The 20,657-nt window shown below is 69.6% G+C and carries 14 protein-coding genes; 7 read left to right on the forward strand and 7 right to left on the reverse strand.

Annotated elements, in window-relative coordinates:
* Window positions 1-137: 137 nt before the first annotated feature.
* From ispH to rnhA, 3 genes are all read left to right on the forward strand, one after another.
* On the forward strand, window positions 138-1,139 hold the full coding sequence (gene ispH / locus MCBMB27_RS18590; RefSeq protein ID WP_043346311.1) for a 4-hydroxy-3-methylbut-2-enyl diphosphate reductase: 1,002 nt from the start codon (window positions 138-140) through the stop codon (window positions 1,137-1,139).
* A gap of 102 nt (window positions 1,140-1,241) precedes the next feature.
* Entirely contained in the window at window positions 1,242-2,207 is a 966-nt protein-coding gene (thrB, locus tag MCBMB27_RS18595; RefSeq protein ID WP_053611322.1) for a homoserine kinase, read from the forward strand.
* A 7-nt stretch (window positions 2,208-2,214) separates the two neighbouring features.
* The gene (rnhA, locus tag MCBMB27_RS18600) at window positions 2,215-2,700 is read left to right on the forward strand and encodes a ribonuclease HI (RefSeq protein ID WP_053611321.1); all 486 of its coding nucleotides are present in this window, start codon (window positions 2,215-2,217) and stop codon (window positions 2,698-2,700) included.
* 418 nt (window positions 2,701-3,118) lie between these two features.
* Here the strand turns inward: rnhA and zwf are convergent, their stop codons facing one another.
* The 7 genes from zwf to MCBMB27_RS18635 form a co-directional block, all read right to left on the reverse strand.
* On the reverse strand, window positions 3,119-4,645 hold the full coding sequence (zwf, locus tag MCBMB27_RS18605; protein WP_075381026.1) for a glucose-6-phosphate dehydrogenase: 1,527 nt from the start codon (window positions 4,643-4,645) through the stop codon (window positions 3,119-3,121).
* 292 nt (window positions 4,646-4,937) lie between these two features.
* On the reverse strand, window positions 4,938-6,464 hold the full coding sequence (locus MCBMB27_RS18610) for an efflux transporter outer membrane subunit (protein ID WP_075381027.1): 1,527 nt from the start codon (window positions 6,462-6,464) through the stop codon (window positions 4,938-4,940).
* A 215-nt stretch (window positions 6,465-6,679) separates the two neighbouring features.
* Entirely contained in the window at window positions 6,680-10,147 is a 3,468-nt protein-coding gene (locus tag MCBMB27_RS18615) for an efflux RND transporter permease subunit (RefSeq protein WP_075381028.1), read from the reverse strand.
* Window positions 10,144-11,004, reverse strand: coding sequence for an endonuclease domain-containing protein (locus tag MCBMB27_RS18620; protein ID WP_335632437.1), 861 nt, complete (start codon window positions 11,002-11,004; stop codon window positions 10,144-10,146). The genes MCBMB27_RS18615 and MCBMB27_RS18620 overlap by 4 nt, the downstream gene beginning before the upstream one ends.
* Entirely contained in the window at window positions 11,001-14,126 is a 3,126-nt protein-coding gene (locus MCBMB27_RS18625) for an MdtB/MuxB family multidrug efflux RND transporter permease subunit (protein WP_043759610.1), read from the reverse strand. Before MCBMB27_RS18625 ends, MCBMB27_RS18620 begins: the two co-directional genes overlap by 4 nt.
* A 274-nt stretch (window positions 14,127-14,400) precedes the next feature.
* Window positions 14,401-15,795, reverse strand: coding sequence for an MdtA/MuxA family multidrug efflux RND transporter periplasmic adaptor subunit (locus MCBMB27_RS18630; RefSeq protein WP_075381030.1), 1,395 nt, complete (start codon window positions 15,793-15,795; stop codon window positions 14,401-14,403).
* Window positions 15,796-16,105: 310 nt separating this feature from the next.
* Window positions 16,106-16,282: a hypothetical protein gene (locus MCBMB27_RS18635; protein WP_236952745.1), complete on the reverse strand. Its 177-nt coding sequence runs from the start codon at window positions 16,280-16,282 to the stop codon at window positions 16,106-16,108.
* Window positions 16,283-16,611: 329 nt separating this feature from the next.
* On the opposite strand from MCBMB27_RS18635, the gene MCBMB27_RS18640 reads away from it, so the two are divergent.
* The 4 genes from MCBMB27_RS18640 (at window position 16,612) to MCBMB27_RS18655 (ending at window position 20,605) form a co-directional block, all read left to right on the forward strand.
* The gene (locus MCBMB27_RS18640; protein WP_170861859.1) at window positions 16,612-17,781 is read left to right on the forward strand and encodes an aminotransferase; all 1,170 of its coding nucleotides are present in this window, start codon (window positions 16,612-16,614) and stop codon (window positions 17,779-17,781) included.
* 81 nt (window positions 17,782-17,862) lie between these two features.
* Window positions 17,863-18,351, forward strand: coding sequence for a DUF4112 domain-containing protein (locus MCBMB27_RS18645; RefSeq protein WP_043346332.1), 489 nt, complete (start codon window positions 17,863-17,865; stop codon window positions 18,349-18,351).
* A 106-nt stretch (window positions 18,352-18,457) separates the two neighbouring features.
* Window positions 18,458-19,672, forward strand: coding sequence for an ABC transporter permease (locus tag MCBMB27_RS18650; protein WP_043384821.1), 1,215 nt, complete (start codon window positions 18,458-18,460; stop codon window positions 19,670-19,672).
* Between the two features lie 393 nt (window positions 19,673-20,065).
* Window positions 20,066-20,605, forward strand: a complete 540-nt coding sequence (locus tag MCBMB27_RS18655; protein WP_043346338.1) for a Ros/MucR family transcriptional regulator — start codon at window positions 20,066-20,068, stop codon at window positions 20,603-20,605.
* Window positions 20,606-20,657 lie beyond the last annotated feature (52 nt).

Below are 20,657 nucleotides of genomic sequence, written 5' to 3' on the forward strand. Positions count from 1 at the left end.
TGCGTGACGCTCTGCGAACGGCGCGGGTCCAATTCCCGCGGCAATCGTGCTACAGAGCGGCTCCGCTTCCCTCTTCCCGCCCGGTTCCTGGGCCAGTCCTGTTGACAGGACCGCCCCGCCCTCGCCACATCCCCCTCATGACCGTCGAAATCGCGACCACCGAGCCCGTTCCGGGCACCGCCGGCAAGCCGCCGCTGGAAATCCTGCTCTGCGCCCCCCGCGGCTTCTGCGCCGGCGTGGTGCGGGCCATCGATGTCGTGGAACGGGCTCTCGCCATCTACGGGCCGCCCGTCTACGTCCGTCACGAGATCGTGCACAACAAGTACGTGGTCGAGAGCCTGAAGCGGAAGGGTGCCGTGTTCGTCCGCGAACTCGACGAGGTGCCGGACGGCGGCGCCCCGGTGATCTTCTCCGCCCATGGCGTGGCGAAGACCGTGCCGGCCAACGCCGATTCGCGCGGGCTCACCACCATCGACGCCACTTGCCCGCTGGTGACCAAGGTCCACCGCGAGGCCGAGATCCATCACAAGCGCGGCCGCCACGTGCTGCTGGTCGGCCATTCCGGGCATCCGGAGGTGGTGGGGACCATGGGCCAGCTGCCCAAGGGCTCGATCACCCTGGTTGAGGATCTCGACCAGATCGCGGCTCTCACCCCCGACAATCCCGACAACCTCGCCTGGGTCACCCAGACGACCCTGTCGGTGGACGACACAAGGCACATCGTCGACGCCTTGAAGAAGAAGTTCCCGACCATCACCGGGCCGCACAAGGACGACATCTGCTACGCCACCACGAATCGCCAGGAGGCGGTGAAGCAGGTGGCCCCGCTGGTGGACGCCCTGATCGTCGTCGGCTCGTCGAACTCCTCGAACTCGCAGCGCCTGCGCGAGGTCGCCGAACGCGTCGGCTGCCCGATCACCCGTCTGGTGCTCCGCGCCGAGGAGATCGACTGGCCGGCCTTCGAGGGCATCCGCAAGCTCGGCCTGACCGCCGGCGCCTCGGCGCCCGAGGTGCTGGTGGAGGAGATCATCGACGCGTTCGCGGCCCGCTACGACGTGATCGTCGACACGGTCTCGACGGTGATCGAGGACATGGTCTTCCCGCTGCCGCGGGAGCTGCGCAGCGAGGCCGCCGAGTAGGCGGTCCAGGCCGACACGCGGGCCTGAGGCTCGGCATGCTCTATGCGGGGGCGCTTCGGCGCCCCTTGCCATGTTGACCTTCCGAAATCAGAGCGCGAACACGTGGCCGTCTACACCGAGGTATCCGACGCGGCGCTCGCCGACTTCCTGTCCGCTTACGCGATCGGCAGCCTGCTCTCCTTCAAGGGCATCGCCGAGGGGGTCGAGAACTCGAATTTCTTCCTGCACACCACCCAGGGCTCCTACATCCTGACCCTCTACGAGAAGCGGGTCCGGGAACAGGACCTGCCGTTCTTCATCGGGCTGATGGAGCACCTCTCGGCCCGCGGCCTCGCCTGCCCGCAGCCCGTGCGGGACCGGGCCGGCCAGGCCCTCGGACAGCTCTGCGGCCGCCCCGCCGCCATCGTGAGCTTCCTGGAGGGCGTCTCGGTCAAGACGCCGGGCGTCGAGCATTGCCGGGCGCTCGGCCGGGCGCTGGCCGAGCTGCATGCCGCCGGCCGGGATTTCCCGATGGTGCGGGAGAACAACCTCTCGGTCTCCGCGTGGCGGCCGCTCTTCGCGCAGGCCGAGGACCAAGCCGATTCGGTCGAGCCCGGTCTCGCGGCGCGCACCCGGTCCGACCTCGCCGTCCTCGAGGCACACTGGCCGCGGAATCTGCCAAGCGGCGTGATCCACGCGGACCTGTTCACCGACAACGTCTTCTTCATCGGCGATGCCCTGTCGGGCCTGATCGACTTCTACTTCGCCTGCACGGACGCTTTCGCGTATGACCTCGCGGTCTGCCTTAACGCGTGGTGCTTCGAGGCCGACGGCACCTTCCACCGGGACATGGCGGCCGGGCTGATCGCCGGCTACGAGGCGGTGCGGCCGCTCGAATCCGCCGAGGTCGCGGCCCTGCCGATCCTGTGCCGGGGCGCCGCGCTCCGCTTCATGCTCACCCGGCTGGTGGACTGGCTGAACGTGCCCCCGGGCGCCCTGGTGAAGCCGAAGGATCCGCGGGAATTCGATCGCCGGCTCACCTTCCACCGGCAGGCCCGGGACGCGTGGGATTACGGGCGGCCGCGCTGAGGGCCCGGTGAGCGCCGACGAGACCGGGCCGGGCGGCCAGGCCGCGGCCGAGCCGAAGCGCGTCACGATCTACACGGACGGCGCCTGCTCGGGGAATCCCGGGCCGGGCGGCTGGGGCGCGATCCTGATCTTCGGCGACACCCGGAAGGAGCTCTCGGGGGGCGAGGCCCACACCACCAACAACCGCATGGAGATCCTGGCGGCGATCGAGGCGCTGGAGGCCCTGAAGCGCCCCTGCCGCGTCGACCTGTTCACGGACTCCCAGTACCTGCGCCAGGGCATCACCAGCTGGATCCACGCCTGGAAGGCCCGGGGCTGGCGCACCGCCGACAAGAAGCCGGTGAAGAACGAGGATCTGTGGCGGCGGATCGACGCCGCCCGCGAGCGGCACGACGTGGCGTGGCACTGGGTGAAGGGCCATGCCGGCGACCCGCTCAACAACCGGGTCGACGCGCTCGCCGTCGCCGCGATGCTGCCGTTCAAGCGCCGCTGAAACCGGATCCGGGTTCAGCGCTCCGCGACCACGACCGCGCCCTCGTTTCCCGCTCGGCGGCCACGGCGGAGCGCCGTGCAGGACGCGCATGGCCGCGTCGGCCACATCGTACGCGATGACGGAACGACGGTGCACGACCGGCTCCCGCCCGCTGGGCAGACGGCCGGGTCGATCGAGCGCGGGACGATCCCTCCAGCAGGCCGCTCTTCACCAACCGCTCGTCGGGGGCGATGGCGGGAGCCGGGTTGTCGAACGCCGTCAGATCGTCGATGGCGTCGCGGTCCGGAAAGCGCCTGTCGACGGTGACGCGCCCCCCGTCCGAGGCAACCCTCTCGACGCCGGAAGGCTGTCGCATCCTCACGAATGGGGAAGGCTATCGTGCGGCCGCCCGGCGGAGAACCGATGAGGCGGCCCCCTCTCAGTCGGTCTCGCCGTCGAGACCCAGCCAGTGGCGGCCGTCGCGAGCCAGGAGTGCGTCGGCTTCCTTCGGGCCGGCACTGCCCGCCGGATAGAAGGTCACCTCTCCCTGCGGCCAGCCCTTGAGCAGCGGATCGACCGCCGCCCAGCCGGCCTCGATGTTGTCGGCGCGCTGGAACAGCGTCGCGTCGCCGGTCATGCAATCGTAGAGCAGCGTCTCGTAGCCGACATTCGGCCGGTCGGCGAAGAAGTCCTTGTAACGGAAGCCGGACCGGACCCGGCCGATCGCCATCTGCGGCCCCGGTACCTTGACGTTGAATTCGGTGCTGACCCCGTGATCGGGATCGATCTGGATCCGCATCACGGTGGGCGCGAGATCGGCGGTGGGCGTGTCCTCGAACATCTTGAACGGCGCCGGCTTGAACAGCACCGCGATCTCGGTGCGCCGCCCGGTCATGCGCTTGCCGGTGCGGACGTAGAACGGCACCCCGGCCCAGCGCCAGTTCTCGATGTTGAGCTTCAGGGCGATGTAGGTCTCGGTGACCGAGTCCTTCGCCACGTGCGGCTCGTCCCGGTAGGCGGGCACGTCGCGCCCCTCCGAGGTGCCGGCCGTGTACTGGCCGCGCACCGCATCCTCGGGCGGGATCGGCTTCACGGCCTCGGCGAGCTTGGCCTTCTCGGTGCGCACGGCCTCCGCGTCAAAGGAGTTCGGCGGCTCCATGGCGACCATGCAGAGGAGCTGGAACATGTGGTTCGGCACCATGTCGCGCAGCGCCCCGGTCGGCTCGTAGAAGCCGCCGCGCTCCTCGACGCCCACCGTCTCGGCCGCCGTGATCTGGATGCTGTCGATGTATTCCCGCCGCCAGACCGGCTCCAGCAGCCCGTTGGCGAAGCGGAACGCCATGATCGACTGCACGGTCTCCTTACCCAGGAAGTGGTCGATCCGGTAGAACTGGTTCTCGTCGCCCTGTTTGAGGATCCGGGCATTGAGCGCCCGGGCCGATTCGAGATCGGAGCCGAACGGCTTCTCGATCACCACGCGGCGGAAGCCGTCGCCCTCCTGCTTGAGCAGCCCGGCCTGACCGAGCCCGTCCACGATGGTCCCGAAGAAGCGGGCCGCCACCGCGCAGTAGAACACCGCGCTGCCGGTGACCCTCTGCTTCACGGCCGCGTAGGTCTCGGGCTTCTCGAAATCGCCCTTGAGGTAGTGGAGCCGGTCTCGGATGAAGCCCCAGCTCTTCGGGTCGATGTGGTCGGCGTGGAACTCCGAGGTCGGGTCCTTGCTGAACGCCTCCAGGGTCTGGGTGAGGTTGTCGCGCAGGGATTCGTCAGTGCCGTCGTTGTGGTCGATGCCGAGGATCGAGAAGCCTTCGGCCAGGAGCCCCGCGCCCGCGAGATTGTAGAGCGAGGGCATCAGCAGGCGCTTCGTCAGGTCGCCACCGGCCCCGAAGATCACCAGCGTACAGGGCGGTGCCGGCTGCGTGCCGCAGGCTGCCGTATCCTTGAGGGCTGTCGTCGGCTCGGCCATCCCTGACTCCCGTCTGGCTGCAGTGCGGCAAACCGGCCTGACAACCCGCTACGGCGAGGCCCGTTCCGGCGCCTATGGGGCTATGCTGCGCCGGGTCCAGGATCAAGGAACCCCGCATGCATACCCGGTTCCTCGAACCCTGAGCCCACAGCCACGTCTTCCGGGGTGACCGACACCGTCACGCCCTTCGACGCCGCCGGACCCTGGGCCGCTTTGCGACGTCGCGCCGATGCGGAGGGTTGCATCACCGGACGGCCTCGACCGGAAGCCGGCCGCCCGCGCCCGCAAATCCCTACTCGTCGGGGCGCACCGCCTGCCCGCCCCGGTCGATCGGCAGGCTCGGACCCTTCAGCTCGGAATCGCTCGGCAGCGAGCGCACGTCCCACCCGCCGCCGAGGGCGCGGATCAGCGTGACCGCCGCAGTGAAGCGGCTCAGCCGCACTTGTAGGGCGTTGACCTCGTTGTTCACGAGCAGGCTCTGCGCGGTCACCACCGTGGTGAAGTTCTGGGTGCCGGCCCGGTACTCGTTGAGGGTGATCTCCACGGCCTTGCGCGACAGGTCCACGGCGGTGTCCTGTGCCTTCTGCTGCTGGCCGAGGATACGCAGGGCCGCCATCTGGTTCTCGACCTCGGCGAAGGCGGCCAGCACCACCTGCCGGTAGCCGGCCACGGCAGAATCGTAGCCGGCCTCGGCCGAGCGCAGGGCCGCCGTGCGGGCGCCGCCGTCGAACAACACCTCGCTGCCGGAGGCCGCCACAGACCAGACCTGGTTGGCGGCCGAGAGCAGGCCGTTGCGGGTCGCCCCCGAGATGCCGCCCTGGGCCGAGATGGTCACGGTGGGGAAGAAGGCCGCCACCGCTACGCCGATGCGCTCGCTCTGCGCCTGGACGAGGCGCTCGGCCTGGGCCACGTCCGGGCGCCGTTCCAGGAGGTCGCCGGGGATGCCCACCGGCACGCCGGGTGGATTGCGCGGGATTCCGGCCACCGGGATCGACACCTCCGAGGGCGGGCGCCCGATCAGGGTGGCGATGGCGTTGACGTACTGCACGCGGGTCAGGCGCACCGCGATGGCCTGGGCCTCGATGGTCTGGACCTGGGTCTGCGCGGTGATCACGTCGGACCGGGCCGCGACGCCCGCGGCGTACTGGTTCTCGGTGATCGCCAAGGTCTTCTTGAAATTCTCGACGTTCTCCTCGAGCACCTTTTGGAGCGAATCCGCGTAGCGCACCGTCAGGTAGTCGGCGGCGATCTCCGCCTGGATGCTCAAGCGGGTCAGCGCGAGGGTGGCGGCGTCGGATTGCGCCAGGGCCGCCTCGCTCTCGATGGTCCGGCGCGTGCCGCCGAACAGGTCGAGCTCCCAGCTCGCCTGGCCGAGCAGCGCCACGTTGGTGCGTGTGGTGGTGCCGCTGCCGGTCCGGGTGATGCTCGGCGCGCCGATCACCGTCGGATACAGGGCGGCCTGCGCGGAGGCGACGAGGGCCCGGGCCTGCCGGTAATTCGCCACCGCCTGCCGGAGGGACTGGTTGTCGACGTCGACGAGGCGGATCAGCCGGTCGAGATTCGGATCCCGAAAGACCCGCCACCAGTCGCCGCGCTCCACGGCGTCGTTGGGCCGGGCCTCGCGCCAGCCGTTCTTGCGCGCCGCGACATAGGCCGGGCTGTCCTCGCGGACGCCGCCCTGCTTGTAGGCGAAGGGCGTCTCCACAGAGGGCCGGGTGTAGTCGGGGCCAACCACGCAGCCGGCGAGGAGCGGGGCGGCGAGGAGGAGGGATGCGAGGGTGCGGCGCCGGCGATTGGCAGCGGCAGGTTCGCGGCTCAACAATCCGACGGACGCAGGCGTCATGCCTACCCGCGCCCTCATGTCGAGGTGCCGGAGCGCAGCGGTGTCCTCGAAGGACGGCTCCAACCAGATGCGCGATCCCTGGAACCCTCCTTCGGGGCCCGCTGCTGCGGGCACCTCAGGATGAGGGCGTGGGTTGGACAGATGTTCACACCCGACCGGAGCCGCCGCTGTTTCACGTGAAACCTTAACCATCACTCTCCGGCCGGCAGCGCCGCTTCTCCGCCCCGTCCCGCGCGCCTGCGCCGGTTGAGCACCCTGTGCCGGAGGCGATCGAGGGTGAGGTAGACGACGGGGGTGGTGTAGAGGGTCAGGATCTGGCTCACAATCAACCCGCCGACGATGGCGATGCCGAGCGGGCGGCGCAGCTCCGCGCCCTCGCCGTTGGCCAGGATCAGCGGCACGGCGCCGAGCATGGCCGCCAGCGTCGTCATCATGATCGGCCGGAAGCGCAGGAGACAGGCCTCGCGGATCGCGTCCACGGGATTCGCGCCCCGGGTCCGCTCGGAATCGATCGCCACGTCGATCATCATGATCGCGTTCTTCTTCACGATGCCGATGAGCAGGAACACGGCGATCAGCGCGATGATGGTGAAGTCGGTGCCGGTCACCAGCAGCGCCAGCACGGCGCCGACGCCGGCCGAGGGCAGGGTGGAGAGGATCGTCAGCGGGTGCACGAAGCTCTCGTAGAGGATCCCCAGGACCGCGTAGACTGCCAGGATCGCCGCCAGGATCAGGAGCGGCTGGCGGGAGGCCGAGGCGACGTAGTTCTTGGCCGCGCCGGCATACTCGCCGTGGATCGTGGCCGGGAGCTGCAGGGAGGCCATGGCCCGGTCGATGGCGTCGGTGGCGTCCGACAGGCTCTTGCCCGGCGCGAGGTTGAACGAGATCGTCGTCGCCACGAACAGGCCCTGGTGGCTCACCTGCACGGGGGCGCTGCCGGGCTCGATCCGCGCGAAGGCCGAGAGCGGCACCATCGTCTCCTTGGCGGCCGAGACGGGCGCGCTCGACGAGGCCCCGCCCTTGCTCGCCGCGATGGCGTTGGAGGAGGCGTTGCGGGCCGAGTCGGACGCGATGGCGGCGGCGTTCGAGGCGGTGTCGGCCGTGCTGATGGCGGAGGCGGCGGCCGCCGCCACGACGGCGCCCGCGCTGCCCGAGCCGCCCACCGCCCCGGAGCCGGTGGCGGCGCCGGTCGCGGCACTCGCCGACGACCCGCTGCCCGGGCTGCTGGTGCCGGTCGCCGTGTTGATGTTGACGGTCCCGCCCGCCGCCACCGTGCCGGCGACCGCGTTGGTGGTGGCCGAGCCCGGCGCGTTGCCGCCCGAGGTCGAGACGTAGATCTGCTTGAGCGTCTCCGGCGTCTCCAGGTAGCGCGGCGCGATCTCCATCACGACGTGGTACTGGTTCAGCGGATTGTAGATCGTCGAGACCTGACGCTGGCCGAACGCGTCGTAGAGGGTGTTGTCGATCTTGATCGGCGTGATGCCGTAGCGGAACGCGGTCGCCCGGTCGATCACGACCCGGCTCTCCAGCCCGCCCTCCTGCTGGTCCGAGGTTACGTCCGCGAAGGTCGGATCCTTCTGCAGGGCCGCCACCAGCTTCGGGGCGGCGGCGAACAGCTCCGCGGCAGTGTCGCCTTGAAGGGTGTACTGGTACTGGGCGAAGCTCTGGCGCCCGCCCATCTGCAGGTCCTGGCGCGGGAAGACGTAGAGGCGCGCCCCCGCAACTTGCGCGAGCTTCGGCCGCAGCCGCGCCATGACCGCGGAGATCGGCGCCCGCTCGTTGAGCGGCTTCAGGCCGACGAAGACGTTGGCCGAGTTGGTGCCGCGGCCCCCCGTGAAGCCGACGACGCTTTCCACCGCCGGATCCGCGCCGACGATCGCGGTCGCCTGCTTGAGCTTCTTCTCCATGGACTGGAACGAGATGCGCTGGTCGGCCTGGATGCCGCCCATCATCTGCCCGGTATCCTGCTCGGGGAAGAAGCCCTTCGGGACGATGATGTAGAGGTAGACGTTGAGGCCGACTGTGGCGAGCAGGCTCAGCAGCACGAGCCGCGGATGGGCGAGCGCCACCGCGAGGGTCCGTTCGTAGGCGCCGAGCAGACGCGAGAAGCCGCCTTCCAGCATCCGGATCAGCCAGTTCGGCCGGCCGCCCGCCGGGGGTTCGCCGTTGGGGCCGTGCCCCTCGGCCCGGAGTAGCCGGGCGCACATCATCGGCGTCGTGGTGAGCGAGAGGACCAAAGAGATCAGGATCGACAGCGACAGGGTGACGGAGAATTCCTGGAAGATGCGCCCGACGAGGCCGCCCATCAGCAGGATCGGCAGGAACACCGCGATGAGCGACAGGCTCATCGAGATCACCGTGAAGCCGACCTCCCGGGCGCCGATCAGCGCCGCCTGGAGCCGGGGCTTGCCCTCTTCGATGTGCCGCTGGACGTTCTCCAGCACCACGATGGCGTCGTCGACCACGAAGCCGGTGCCGATGATCAGCGCGGTCAGCGACAGGATGTTGAGCGAGTAGCCGAGCAGGTACATCGCCGAGAAGGTGCCGATGATCGAGATCGGCACGGCGACCGCCGGGACCAGGGTCGCCCGCCAGGAGCGCAGGAAGGCGAAGACCACCAGGATGACGAGGCCGACCGCCACCAGCAGCGTCTCCTCGGTGGCCGAGAGCGAGGCGCGGATCGTGGCGCTGCGGTCGCCGGTGAGCTTGATGTCGATGCCGCCCGGCAGCGCCGCGGTGATCTGCGGCAGGGCCTCCTTCACGGCGTTGATGGTCTCGACCACGTTGGCGCCGGGCTGCTTGTAGACGAACAGCAGCACGCCGGGCTTGCCGTTGACGATGCCGAGGTTGCGCTTGTCCTCGACCCCGTCGAGCACCTCCCCCACGTCGGTGAGCTTCACCGCGGCGCCGTTGCGGTAGGCCACGATGATGTCGCGGTAATCGGCGGCCTTGCGGCCCTGGTCGTTGGCGTAGAGCTGGTAGCGGCGGTCGCCCGCATCGATCTCGCCCTTGGGCGAGTTGGCGTTGGCCGAGGCCAAAGCCGCCCGGATGCCTTCGAGGCCGATGCCGTAGTTGAACAGGGCCGTGGGATCGAGCTCGACCCGCACCGCCGGCAGGGACGAGCCGCCGATATCGACATTGCCGACACCGGGCAGCTGCGACAGCTTCTGCTGCACCACGGTGGCGGCGGAATCGTAGACCTGCCCGCGGGTGAGCGTCTCCGAGGTCATGCCGAGGATGATGATCGGCGTGTCGGCGGGGTTGAACTTCCGGTAGGTCGGGTTCTGCCGGAGCGAGGCCGGCAGGTCGGCGCGGGCCGCGTTGATGGCGGCCTGGACGTCGCGGGCCGCACCGTCGATGTCGCGGTTCAGGCCGAACAGCAGCACGATCCGGGTGGAGCCGAGGGCGTTCGTCGACGTCATCTCGTTGACGTCGGCGATGGCGCCGAGCCGCCGTTCGAGCGGCGCCGCCACGGTGGTGGCCATGGTCTCGGGCGAGGCGCCGGCCATCTGCGCCTGGACGAGGATGACCGGGAAGTCGATCTGCGGCAGCGGCGCCACCGGCAGCTTCAGGAAGGCGAACACGCCCGCCAGCAGCACGCCGATCGTGAGCAGCGTGGTCGCCACCGGCCGCCGGATGAACGGCTCGGAGATGTTCACGGGATGGGGCTCCCGTGGGGTGGGTGGCTGGCTGGCGCATCCTCACCGGAAGAGAAGCGACCGATGCCGCATCTCTCCCTCCCCCCTCTGCGGGGGAGGGTGGCCCCTGCGTCAGCAGGGGTCGGGAGAGGGGACCCGGGTTCTGGATAAGGCGAGGCCTTCATGACGGGCGCGGCCGCATTCTGCACCGTCGCTCCCCTCTCCCGACCCCCTTCGGGGGCCACCCTCCCCCGCAGAGGGGGGAGGGAAGAGCTACGTCCTGACCGCGCCGCGATAGCTGCACCGACCGCTTCCAGCACAGCGTACAGATTGCTGAGCACAACCTCGTTCGGGAAGCGCAGAACCGTGAAGCCCTGGCGCTTCAGCCAAGCATCGCGCTTCGCATCGCGGAGACGGCGTCCCTCCGTCTCATGCGGCTCGCCGTCCAGCTCGACGATCAGCCGTGCAGAGGCGCAGAGGAAGTCGGCGATGTAAGGCGGGATCGGAACCTGACGGCGGAATTTCAGGCCGTGAAAGTGCCTGCCGCGCACCTGCTGCCAGAAGGCATCCTCAGCCTGCGTGTAGGATTGCCGCTGCTCTCGGGCAAAGGCGCGCAGGCGTGGATCGGGCCTGCTGTAACGCAGGTCGTTCCGAGGTGACCCTGAGTCGGACCTGTCACACACCCTCCCGCCCCCCTGTGCGGGGGAGGGTGGCCCCCGAAGGACGTCGGGAGAGGGGAGCGACGCATCCGGAAAGGTCGCGACGGGTTCCATATCCTGAACTGTCGCGCTGCCCCTCTCCCGACCCCTGCTGACGCAGGGGCCACCCTCCCCCGCAGAGGGGGGAGGGGATGCCTTGGAAACGTCCCGCTTCGTCATGGCAGGACCTCACCACGCTCCAACCCGGGCCCCCGCCGCCCGGAAATCCGCCGCTCCAACCGGTCGAAGGCCAAGTAAATCACCGGCGTCGTGAACAGCGTCAGCACCTGGCTGACGATCAGGCCGCCCGCGATGCAGATGCCGAGCGGCTGGCGCAGCTCCGAGCCCACGCCGGTGCCCAGGATCAGCGGCACCGCGGCGAACAGAGCCGCCAGCGTCGTCATCAGGATCGGCCGGAAGCGCAGGAGGCAGGCCTGGAAGATCGCCTCCCGGGGCTCGAGCCCGTCCTCGCGCTCCGCCTGGAGCGCGAAGTCGATCATCATGATGGCGTTCTTCTTCACGATGCCGATCAGCAGGACGATGCCGATCACCGCGATGATGTCGAGCGACAGGCCGAACAGCATCAGGCCGAGCAGGGCCCCGATCCCCGCCGACGGCAGGGTCGACAGGATGGTGATCGGGTGGATGAAGCTCTCGTAGAGCACGCCGAGCACGATGTAGACGGTGACGATCGCCGCCAGCACGAGGAACAGCTCGTTGCCGAGCGCCGACTGGAAGGCGAAGACCGAGCCCTGCGGCACCACCCGGAACGAGGGCGGCAGGCCGATCTCGGCCTTGACCGTGTCGATCGCCTCGACCGCCTGACCGAGGGCGGCGCCCGGGGCGAGGTTGAACGACACGGTGGTGGCCGGGAACTGGCCGAGATGCGAGATCAGGAGCGGCGCCCGCCGCTCGCTGATCCGCGCCACCGCGGAGAGCGGCACCTGCCCGTTGGTCGCCGTGGAGGAGGGCAGGTAGATCGCGTCGAGGCTGCGCAGGGTCGTGTGCAGCTTCGGATCGGCCTCCAGGATCACCCGGTACTGGTTGGACTGGGTGAAGATCGTCGAGATGATGCGCTGGCCGAAGGCGTCGTAGAGGGCGTTGTCGATCGTGGCCGGGGTGATGCCGTAGCGGCCGGCGGTGGGCCGGTCGATGGTCACGTAGGCGGCGAGCCCCTGGCCCTGGTGGTCGCTCGCCACGTCCGCCACCACGGGCGACTTCGCCAGCGCCGCGGTGAAGCGCGGCACCCAGGTCTCGAAATCGTCGATGTTCGGGCTCTCGAGGATGACCTGGTACTGGGTCGCCGAGACCGCCGTGTCGATGGTCAGGTCCTGGACCGGCTGCATGTACAGCCGCATGCCCGGCTCGTTCGCGACCGCCGCCGAGATCCGCCGGATGATCGCGCTGGCCGAGGCCGTGCGCTCATCCCGGGGCTTCAGGTTGATCAGCATCCGGCCGGAATTGAGCGTGACGTTCTGGCCGTCGACCCCGATGAACGAGGACAGGCTGGCCACGTCCGGGTCCTTGAGGACGATCTCGGCCATGCGCTGCTGGCGCTCGGCCATGGCCGCGTAGGAGACGGACTGGTCCGCCTGGGTGATGCCCTGGATCACGCCCGTGTCCTGCACGGGGAAGAAGCCCTTGGGGATCACCACGAACAGGTAGACGGTGAGCCCCAGCGTGCCGAGCGCCACCAGCAGCGTCAGGCCCTGGTGGTCGAGGACCACCCGGAGGGAGCGTCCGTACGACGCGATGGTGGCGTCGATGGCGCGCCGGCCGAGACGGGAGAGCACGCCCTCCCGGCGGCGGGTCTCGGCCTCGGGCACGTGCTTCAGGAGCCGCGCGCACAGCATCGGCACCAGCGTCAGCGAGACCACCGCCGAGATGATGATGGTGGCCGCCAGCGTGATGGCGAATTCGTGGAACAGCCGCCCGACCACGTCGCCCATGAAGAGCAGCGGGATCAGCACCGCGATCAGCGAGACGGTGAGCGAGATGATGGTGAAGCCGATCTCGCGGGAGCCCTTGAGCGCCGCCTCCAGGGGCGAATCGCCGGCCTCGACGTGGCGGGCGATGTTCTCGATCACCACGATGGCGTCGTCGACCACGAAGCCGGTGGCGATGGTCAGCGCCATCAGCGACAGGTTGTCGAGGGAGAAGCCGTAGAGGTCCATCACCGACAGGGCGCCGATCAGCGACAGGGGCACGGACAGGCTCGGGATCAGGGTCGCCGACAGGCTGCGCAGGAACAGGAAGATCACCAGCACCACCAGGGCGATGGCGAGGCCCAGCTCGAACTGCACGTCCTCCACGGAGGCGCGGATCGTGGTGGTGCGGTCGGTCAGCGGCGCCACCGCCACGGCGGCCGGCAGGCTCGCCTGGAGCTGCGGCAGCAGCGCCTTGATCTTGTCGACGGTGGCGATGACGTTGGCGCCGGGCTGGCGCTGGATGTTGAGGATCACCGCCGGCGTCGCGTCGGCCCAGGCGCCGAGCTTGGTGTTCTCCGGCCCCTCGACCACGTCGGCGACCTCCGAGAGCATCACCGGGGCGCCGTTGCGGTAGGCGATGATCGCCGAATTGTAGGCCTTCGGGTCGCGGATCTGGTCGTTGGCGTTGATCGCGTAGGACTGCGTCGGCCCGTCGATCGTGCCCTTGGGCGTGTTGACGTTGAGGTTGGTGATCGTGGTGCGCAGGTCGTCGATGTTGAGCCCGTAGGCGGCGAGCGCCCGGGCGTTGAACCGCACCCGCACGGCCGGGCGCTGGCCGCCCGAGATGCTCACGAGGCCGACGCCCGCCACCTGGCTGATCTTCTGCGCGAGGCGCGATTCGGCGAGGTCGCGCACCTGGGTGAGTGGCAGGGTCTTCGACGTCAGCGCCAGGGTGAGGACCGGCGCGTCGGCCGGGTTGACCTTGGCGTAGATCGGTGGCGCCGGCAGGTCCGAGGGCAGCAGGTTGCCGGCGGCGTTGATCGCCGCCTGGACCTGCTGCTCGGCGATGTCGAGGGACAGGTCCAGGCTGAACTGCAGGGTGATGACCGAGGCCCCCGCGGAGGATTGCGAGGTCATCTGGTTGAGGTTGGCGAGCTGCCCGAACTGCCGCTCCAGGGGCGCCGTGACCGAGGAAGTCATCACCTCGGGGCTGGCGCCGGGATAGAAGGTCTGGATCTGGATCGTCGGGTAGTCGACGGCCGGCAGCGCCGAGACCGGCAGGTTCAGGTACGACACGCCGCCGACGATCAGGATCGCCAGCATCAGCAGCGTCGTCGCCACCGGGCGCAGGATGAAGAGGCGGGACGGGTTCATGGGCGCGACCCTTCCGCGCCGGACAGCCTGCGCTGCAGGGAGGCTTGAATCGGGGGGCACGGACGTCCCATCCGCGCCCTCATCCTAAGGTGCCGAAGCGCAGCGCAGGCCTCGAAGGAGCCCTCCAGCCGGGCGCGCGATCCCTGAAGCCCTCCTTCGAGGCGGCTTCGCCGCACCTCAGGATGAGGAGGAGACTGGGACTGACCTTCCGGAATCTCCCCGACTCCGCGGAAGGGGGAGGGGAGGCCGCGGGTCCCGCGCGCCAGACCCGTCCTCACTGCGCCTGACGGCGCCGGTGCCGACGACCGCCCTCCGCTGTCCCTTGGGCATCCGCCGCCGCGTCGGTCGGCGCGCCGGACTTCACCTCACCCTTGCCGTCGGGCTTGGCCTCCGCGGCCTTCCCGTCCCCTGCCGCCGCCTGTGCGCCCTCCGTGATCCGCACCGGGGCGCCGTCCTTCAGCCGGTCGGTGCCGTCGGTGACGACCCGATCCCCGGGCTTCAGGCCCGAGACCACCACGGTGTTGGTCCCGTCGGTCTCGCCGGTCTTGATCGGCCGGACCGTGACCTTGTTGTCCCCGTCCATCAGGTAGACGTAGGTGCCGGGCGTACCCTGGAGCAGGCTCGCATTCGGCACGAGCGCCGCGCCCCGCACCGTGTCGACGGTGAGCTTGGCGTTCACGAACTGGTTCGGGAACAGCTCCTCGTCGCCGTTGTCGAACAGCGCGCGCAGCTTCACCGTGCCGGTGGTCGTGTCGATCTGGTTGTCGACCGTGTCGAGCCGGCCGGCGGCGATCTCGTGGGCGTCGCCGCGGTCGTAGGCCCGCACGGTCAGCTTCGCGCCCGCCCGCACCTGCCGCATCACCCGCGCCACGTCGTCCTCCGGCAGGGTGAAGATCACCGAGATCGGGTGGAGCTGGGTCACCACCACGATCGCCGTGGAGGCGGCCGAGATGTAGTTGCCCTGGTCGACCTGACGCAGGCCGACCCGCCCGTCCACCGGCGACGTGATGTGCGTGTAGGCGATGTTGAGCTTCTGCTGGTCGACCAGCGCTTGATCGGCCGCGACCGTGCCCTCGTTCTGCTTCACCAGGGCGCCCTGGGTGTCGACGTTCTGCTTCGAGATCGAGTCCTGCCGGTTCAGGGTCTGGTAGCGCTGCAGGTCGAGCTTCGAGTTCTGCAGGAGCGCCTGATCGCGGGAGAGCTGGCCCTGGTACTGGGCGAGCAGCGCCTCGTAGGGCCGGGAATCGATCTGCGCGAGTTCGTCGCCGGCCTTCACGGTCTGGCCCTCGCGGAACTTCACCTGGGTGAGATAGCCGCTGATCTGCGACTTCACCGTCACGGTAGCCAGCGGCGTCACCGTGCCGAGGCCCTGGAGCACCACCGGCATGTCGCCGGTCGTGACCGCCGCGACGCCCACCGCCTGCGGCATGTCGGCGCCGCCGTGCCGGCCGCCGCGGCCGCCGCCCTTGTGCGCCGTCGCGGGCTCCGCGCCCTTGTCGGTGCGCGCCTCGTACCAGCGATGACCGATCGCCCCGGCGCCGGCGAGCAGCATCAGGATCACGAGCCAGCGGATCGGCCGGAAGCGCCGCGTCCGGACCTCCCGCGCGGGCGCCTCGCCGGGCTGGTAAGCCCGGGCCGTGTCGGTCCGGATCGGTGAACTCTCGTTCATGCCTGACTAGAGCACATGCCGGTCGCCTGCGCGACCGGCGGCACCCTATCCCTCGCTGTCGAAGCCCCCACTCCGCCTCCGGAACGCCGCGTCCCGAAGACCTGTCCTGAAGCCGCCCTGTCCCTCGGGAACCGACGGCTCCGATCCCGTGTGCGGGAGCATACGCCCATAAAGCTGTCCGGGCCCCGAACGGCTCCTTACCGCGGCGACATGTTCACCTGCGGGTTCACCTGCGAGGTCACCTGCGAGGTCACCTGTCGGTGCACTTACCGGTGCCCGGCCAATGCGCCGTCACTAGGGCGGCGACGTTTCAGTCGTGTTGCTGGGTCCCGCCGGCCGCATCCGGCGCCGCATAGGCCCGCAGCACCGCGCGGAAGGCGTCATCCACCGGGGTGACGGTCACGGCGCGGCGCAGGCCGATCCCGACGCCGCCGATCAGCAGCGCCAGGATCAGGCAGCCGAGGACCGTGCGTGAGGAAGGCCGCATCGTCGCATCCGGAAGACCCGCCCGACGATCGGAGCGGCCGCCTCCGGACATGCCGAAAGGGCCACCGACCCGCAAGTCGATGGCCCTTCTTGGGGACCGGAGCGGAACCCCGCTGACGGAGCGAGGGGGCGAAGCTCCGTCGGCGTGTGCGCCGCTCCGGCCGTGATCCGAACCTAAGATACGGGTGATGAATGTCAACATTCGTCAGCCGGTGCGTGCGCGTCGGAATCCGGGTCTGTGCGACCGCGCACATTCCGCAACGCGCGGCGCCCATGCTACAGGCCGGCGATGCCGACCCCCTCGATGCCCGGCGCCCACAGCCGCGCCCCATGACGCCCGCCTTCATCAACCCCGTCTTCGACGCCCTCCCCACGACGGTGTTCGAGACCATGTCCCGGCTCGCGCGGGTCCACGGCGCGATCAATCTCGGCCAGGGCTTCCCCGACGATCCCGGGCCGGAGGATGTCCGCGAGCGGGGCGCGCGGGCGCTCCGCGACGGCTGGAACCAGTATCCCCCGATGATGGGGCTGCCGGCCCTGCGGGAGGCGGTCGCCGCCCATTACGCGCGGCACCAGGGTCTCGTCCTCGACCCGGAGACCGAGGTGATGGTCACCTCCGGGGCCACGGAGGCGCTGGCCGGCGCGCTCCTGGCGCTGATCGAGCCCGGCGACGAGGTCGTGCTGTTCGCGCCCATGTACGACGCCTACCTGCCCCTCGTGCGGCGGGCGGGCGGCGTGCCGCGGATCGTGGCGCTGCAACCCCCGGCCTTCCGCCTCGACGAGGCCGCGCTGGCGGAAGCCTTCGGGGCGCGGACCCGCGTCGTGGTGCTGAACAATCCCCTCAACCCGAGCGCCACGCTGTTCGCCCCCGAGGATCTCGACCTGCTCGCCCGCTACTGCCAGCGGTTCGACGTGACCGCGCTCTGCGACGAGGTCTGGGAGCACGTGGTGTTCGACGGTGCGCGCCACCGGCCGCTGATGGCGCTGCCCGGGATGCGGGAGCGGACCGTCAAGATCGGCTCGGCGGGCAAGATCTTCTCGCTCACCGGCTGGAAGGTCGGCTTCGTGATGGCCGATGCCCGTCTGATGCGCGGGCTCGCCAAGGCGCACCAGTTCCTCACCTTCACCACGCCCCCGAACCTCCAGGAGGCGGTGGCCTACGGGCTGGGCAAGCCGGCCCCGTGGTTCGAGGCCATGCGCGCCGGCTATGCCCGGTCCCGCGACCGGCTCGCGGACGGCCTGCGCGGCCTCGGCTTCACCGTGCTGCCGGCCCGGGCCACGTGGTTCCTCAACATCGACGTCGCGAATCTCGGCTACGCCGACGACGCGGCATTCTGCGAGGCGCTCGTCACCCGGCACGGCGTCGCGGCGATCCCCGTGAGCGCCTTCTACCCGGACGCCGCCGTCCGCAACATCGTCCGGCTGTGTTTCGCCAAGGACGACGCCACCCTGGATGCGGCCCTCGACCGCATGAGCGGTCTTGCCGGGAGGGCGGCGTGACCCGCGGCGGCCCCGTCCTTGCGGGGATCCGACCGGGGGGCCACATCGTTGCGGACGATGACTTCCCGACGGATCCCGACCATGGACTTCACCCAGGCTGCCCAGGCCGGGCGTTTCGCCCGTGCCGAGACGTTCCCCGGGGGCGCGACGCCCTCCAACCCCGCCTTCCTGAAGGCGGATCTCGGCCGGGAGGCGAGCCTCGCCCGGCTGGAGACGCTGGCCCACCTGATGGACACGGCCTTCGTCATCCCGGGCATCAACCGGCGGGTCGGGTTCGACGCGCTGATCGGCCTCGTGCCGGTGATCGGCGACGTGGCCGGCATGGTGATCTCCTCCTTCATCGTCTACGAGGCGAAGCGCCTGGGCGCGCCGCGCTGGCTGCTGGCCCGGATGGGGATGAACGTCGCCTTCGACGGGCTGATCGGTGCGGTGCCGCTGGCGGGCGACCTGTTCGACGCCGCCTTCAAGGCCAACCGCCGCAATGTCCGTCTGCTGCGCCGCTGGATGGAGCGCAGCGGCGGTCTGCGTCCCACCGAGATCGAGGGCACCGCGACCCGGCTCGACGGCTGAGCCCCCTCAGCCGCTCCCCGTCCGGCCGGTCCTGGGGCTGCCCGGATCTCTGGGCAAGCCCCGGGGCAGCGGGATGGCGCGCGGCACGGGCCGGGAGACAGCACGGATGAACGAGGTCACGCGTCCCGGCGAGAGCGAGGTCGTGCCCGCGCCGATGCCCGGCGCCCAGCCGCTGGTCCTGCGGCCGGACGAGGGGGCACCGGTCCCGGTCGCCGCCGCGGGCCGGCGTACCCGCCTGTCGCCGCTCAACCGGCGCCGCCTCGACAATTTCCGCCGCAACCGGCTCGGCTACGGGTCGTTCCTGATTTTCGCGGTCCTGTTCGTCCTCAGCCTGTTCGCGGAATTCATCGCCAACGACCGCCCGATCCTGCTGTCCTACAAGGGCGAGTGGCTGGTCCCGGTGCTGGTCGATTATCCCGAGGAGAAGTTCGGCGGCTTCCTCGCGACGACCGATTACCGGTCCTCGGAGATCCGCAAGGAGATCGTGGCGAACGGCTGGGCGCTCTGGCCGCCGATCCCGTTCTCGTACGACACGATCAACGAGGATCTGCCGACGCCGTCGCCGTCGCCGCCCACCTGGATGCTCACCGACGCGCAATGCCGGCCCGTGGCCGAGAAGCTCGGCGGCACGGGCTGCGCGGACATTCCCTGGCACTGGCTCGGCACCGACAACACCACCCGGGACGTGCTCGCGCGGGTGATCTACGGCTTCCGAATCTCGGTGCTGTTCGGCCTGATCCTGGCCGCGGTCTCCTCGGTGATCGGCGTCGTCGCGGGGGCCGTGCAGGGTTATTTCGGCGGCTGGGTCGATCTCGCCTTCCAGCGCTTCATCGAGGTCTGGGGCGGCATCCCGACCCTCTACCTGATCATCATCATCTCGGCCTTCATTGCCCCGGGCTTCTTCGTCCTGCTCGGGATCATGCTGCTGTTCTCGTGGGTGGCGCTGGTCAGCGTCGTGCGCGCCGAGTTCCTGCGAGCCCGGAATTTTGAATACGTCCGGGCCGCGCGGGCGCTGGGCCTGTCGAACATCCGCATCATGACGGTTCATCTGCTGCCGAATGCCATGGTGGCGACCCTGACCTTCCTGCCGTTCATCCTGAACGGCTCGATCACCACCCTGACGTCCCTGGACTTCCTCGGCTTCGGCCTGCCGCCGGGCTCCCCCTCCCTCGGAGAGCTTCTCGCGCAGGGCAAGGACAATCTGACCGCGCCGTGGCTCGGATTGACCGGCTTCCTGGTCATCGCCGTGATGTTGAGCCTGCTCGTCTTCGCCGGCGAGGCTGTGCGCGATGCCTTCGATCCGCGTAAGACTTTCGTCTAACGTCGCGATCGGCGGGCGAAAATGACGCAGGCGCCCCGCCCGTCTTTCCACAACTGTACGAAGATCGAGCGTTGTCCCGGCATGACCGCAGGGCAATCGTGAGCGATCGTCTAGGTGCGCCCTCGGTCCGGGCGGTAAAGGTCTCTGCCGCCAGCGAAAACCCGGCTCCAGGATCCGGCTAGCATTCGTGGGACCGGCGGGGATAAAGCGCTTCAGAAGTGCGCCTCAAGTGCCATCAATGCAACCATACCCTGTAAGCCCAGCCGCGTGATCGAGGTTTAGACTTCTGCACGATCACAGATAATTGTATGAATCGCCTTGCATTTTCTGGACGCTGTCTTAACTCGCGAAAAGTGAGGATCCAACCAGGCTTTTGCGCCGAGGAAAGAGAGAATGTCAGAAGCTGCGCCGACATCGCAATTGGACTACATCGAACGGACCGTGGACGTCGTCGCGGCCTACGTTTCCAACAACTCGCTACCCTCGGCCGATTTGCCGGCCCTGATCGCGAGCATCCATGAGGCCCTGAACGCGATCGGATCCGGCCCGGTCGCCCCGGCGACCGAGAGCGTCGAGCGGCCGACGCCGGCTCAGATCCGCAAGTCGATCCGCCCTGACGGACTGGTCAGCTTCATCGACGGCAAGTCGTACAAGACGCTGAAGCGCCACCTGACCAAGCACGGGCTCGATCCGCAGAGCTATCGGGAGCGCTACGGCCTGCCGGCCGATTACCCGACCACCTCGGCGAACTACTCGGCCCAGCGCTCGGCTCTCGCGAAGAGCCTCGGTCTCGGCCAGCCGGGCCGGTCTCAGTCCGCCGACAAGGATGCGGAACCCGCTGACGAGGCGGTCTCCGCCCCCGCCCCGAGCCGGCGCAAGGCTTCGGCCGCCGCGACCAAGCCGCGTGCCGGCCGCAAGGTCGAGGCCGCCTGATCGCGGCGGCGGAAGCCGGACGGTCGTAGGCGCGCGATCGGAGACGGTCGCG

The sequence above is a fragment of the Methylobacterium phyllosphaerae genome, assembly GCF_001936175.1.
Taxonomy (GTDB): Bacteria; Pseudomonadota; Alphaproteobacteria; order Rhizobiales; family Beijerinckiaceae; genus Methylobacterium; species Methylobacterium fujisawaense.

Bases quoted from the DNA above. Each gene is read 5' to 3' on its own strand.
- MCBMB27_RS18620 (WP_335632437.1), bottom strand. From the start codon at position 11,004: ATGACGAAGCGGGACGTTTCCAAGGCATCCCCTCCCCCCTCTGCGGGG.
- MCBMB27_RS18655 (WP_043346338.1), top strand. From the start codon at position 20,066: ATGTCAGAAGCTGCGCCGACATCGCAATTGGACTACATCGAACGGACC.
- MCBMB27_RS18640 (WP_170861859.1), top strand. From the start codon at position 16,612: ATGACGCCCGCCTTCATCAACCCCGTCTTCGACGCCCTCCCCACGACG.
- MCBMB27_RS18635 (WP_236952745.1), bottom strand. From the start codon at position 16,282: ATGCGGCCTTCCTCACGCACGGTCCTCGGCTGCCTGATCCTGGCGCTG.
- MCBMB27_RS18630 (WP_075381030.1), bottom strand. From the start codon at position 15,795: ATGAACGAGAGTTCACCGATCCGGACCGACACGGCCCGGGCTTACCAG.
- MCBMB27_RS18650 (WP_043384821.1), top strand. From the start codon at position 18,458: ATGAACGAGGTCACGCGTCCCGGCGAGAGCGAGGTCGTGCCCGCGCCG.
- MCBMB27_RS18645 (WP_043346332.1), top strand. From the start codon at position 17,863: ATGGACTTCACCCAGGCTGCCCAGGCCGGGCGTTTCGCCCGTGCCGAG.
- ispH (WP_043346311.1), top strand. From the start codon at position 138: ATGACCGTCGAAATCGCGACCACCGAGCCCGTTCCGGGCACCGCCGGC.
- zwf (WP_075381026.1), bottom strand. From the start codon at position 4,645: ATGGCCGAGCCGACGACAGCCCTCAAGGATACGGCAGCCTGCGGCACG.
- MCBMB27_RS18625 (WP_043759610.1), bottom strand. From the start codon at position 14,126: ATGAACCCGTCCCGCCTCTTCATCCTGCGCCCGGTGGCGACGACGCTG.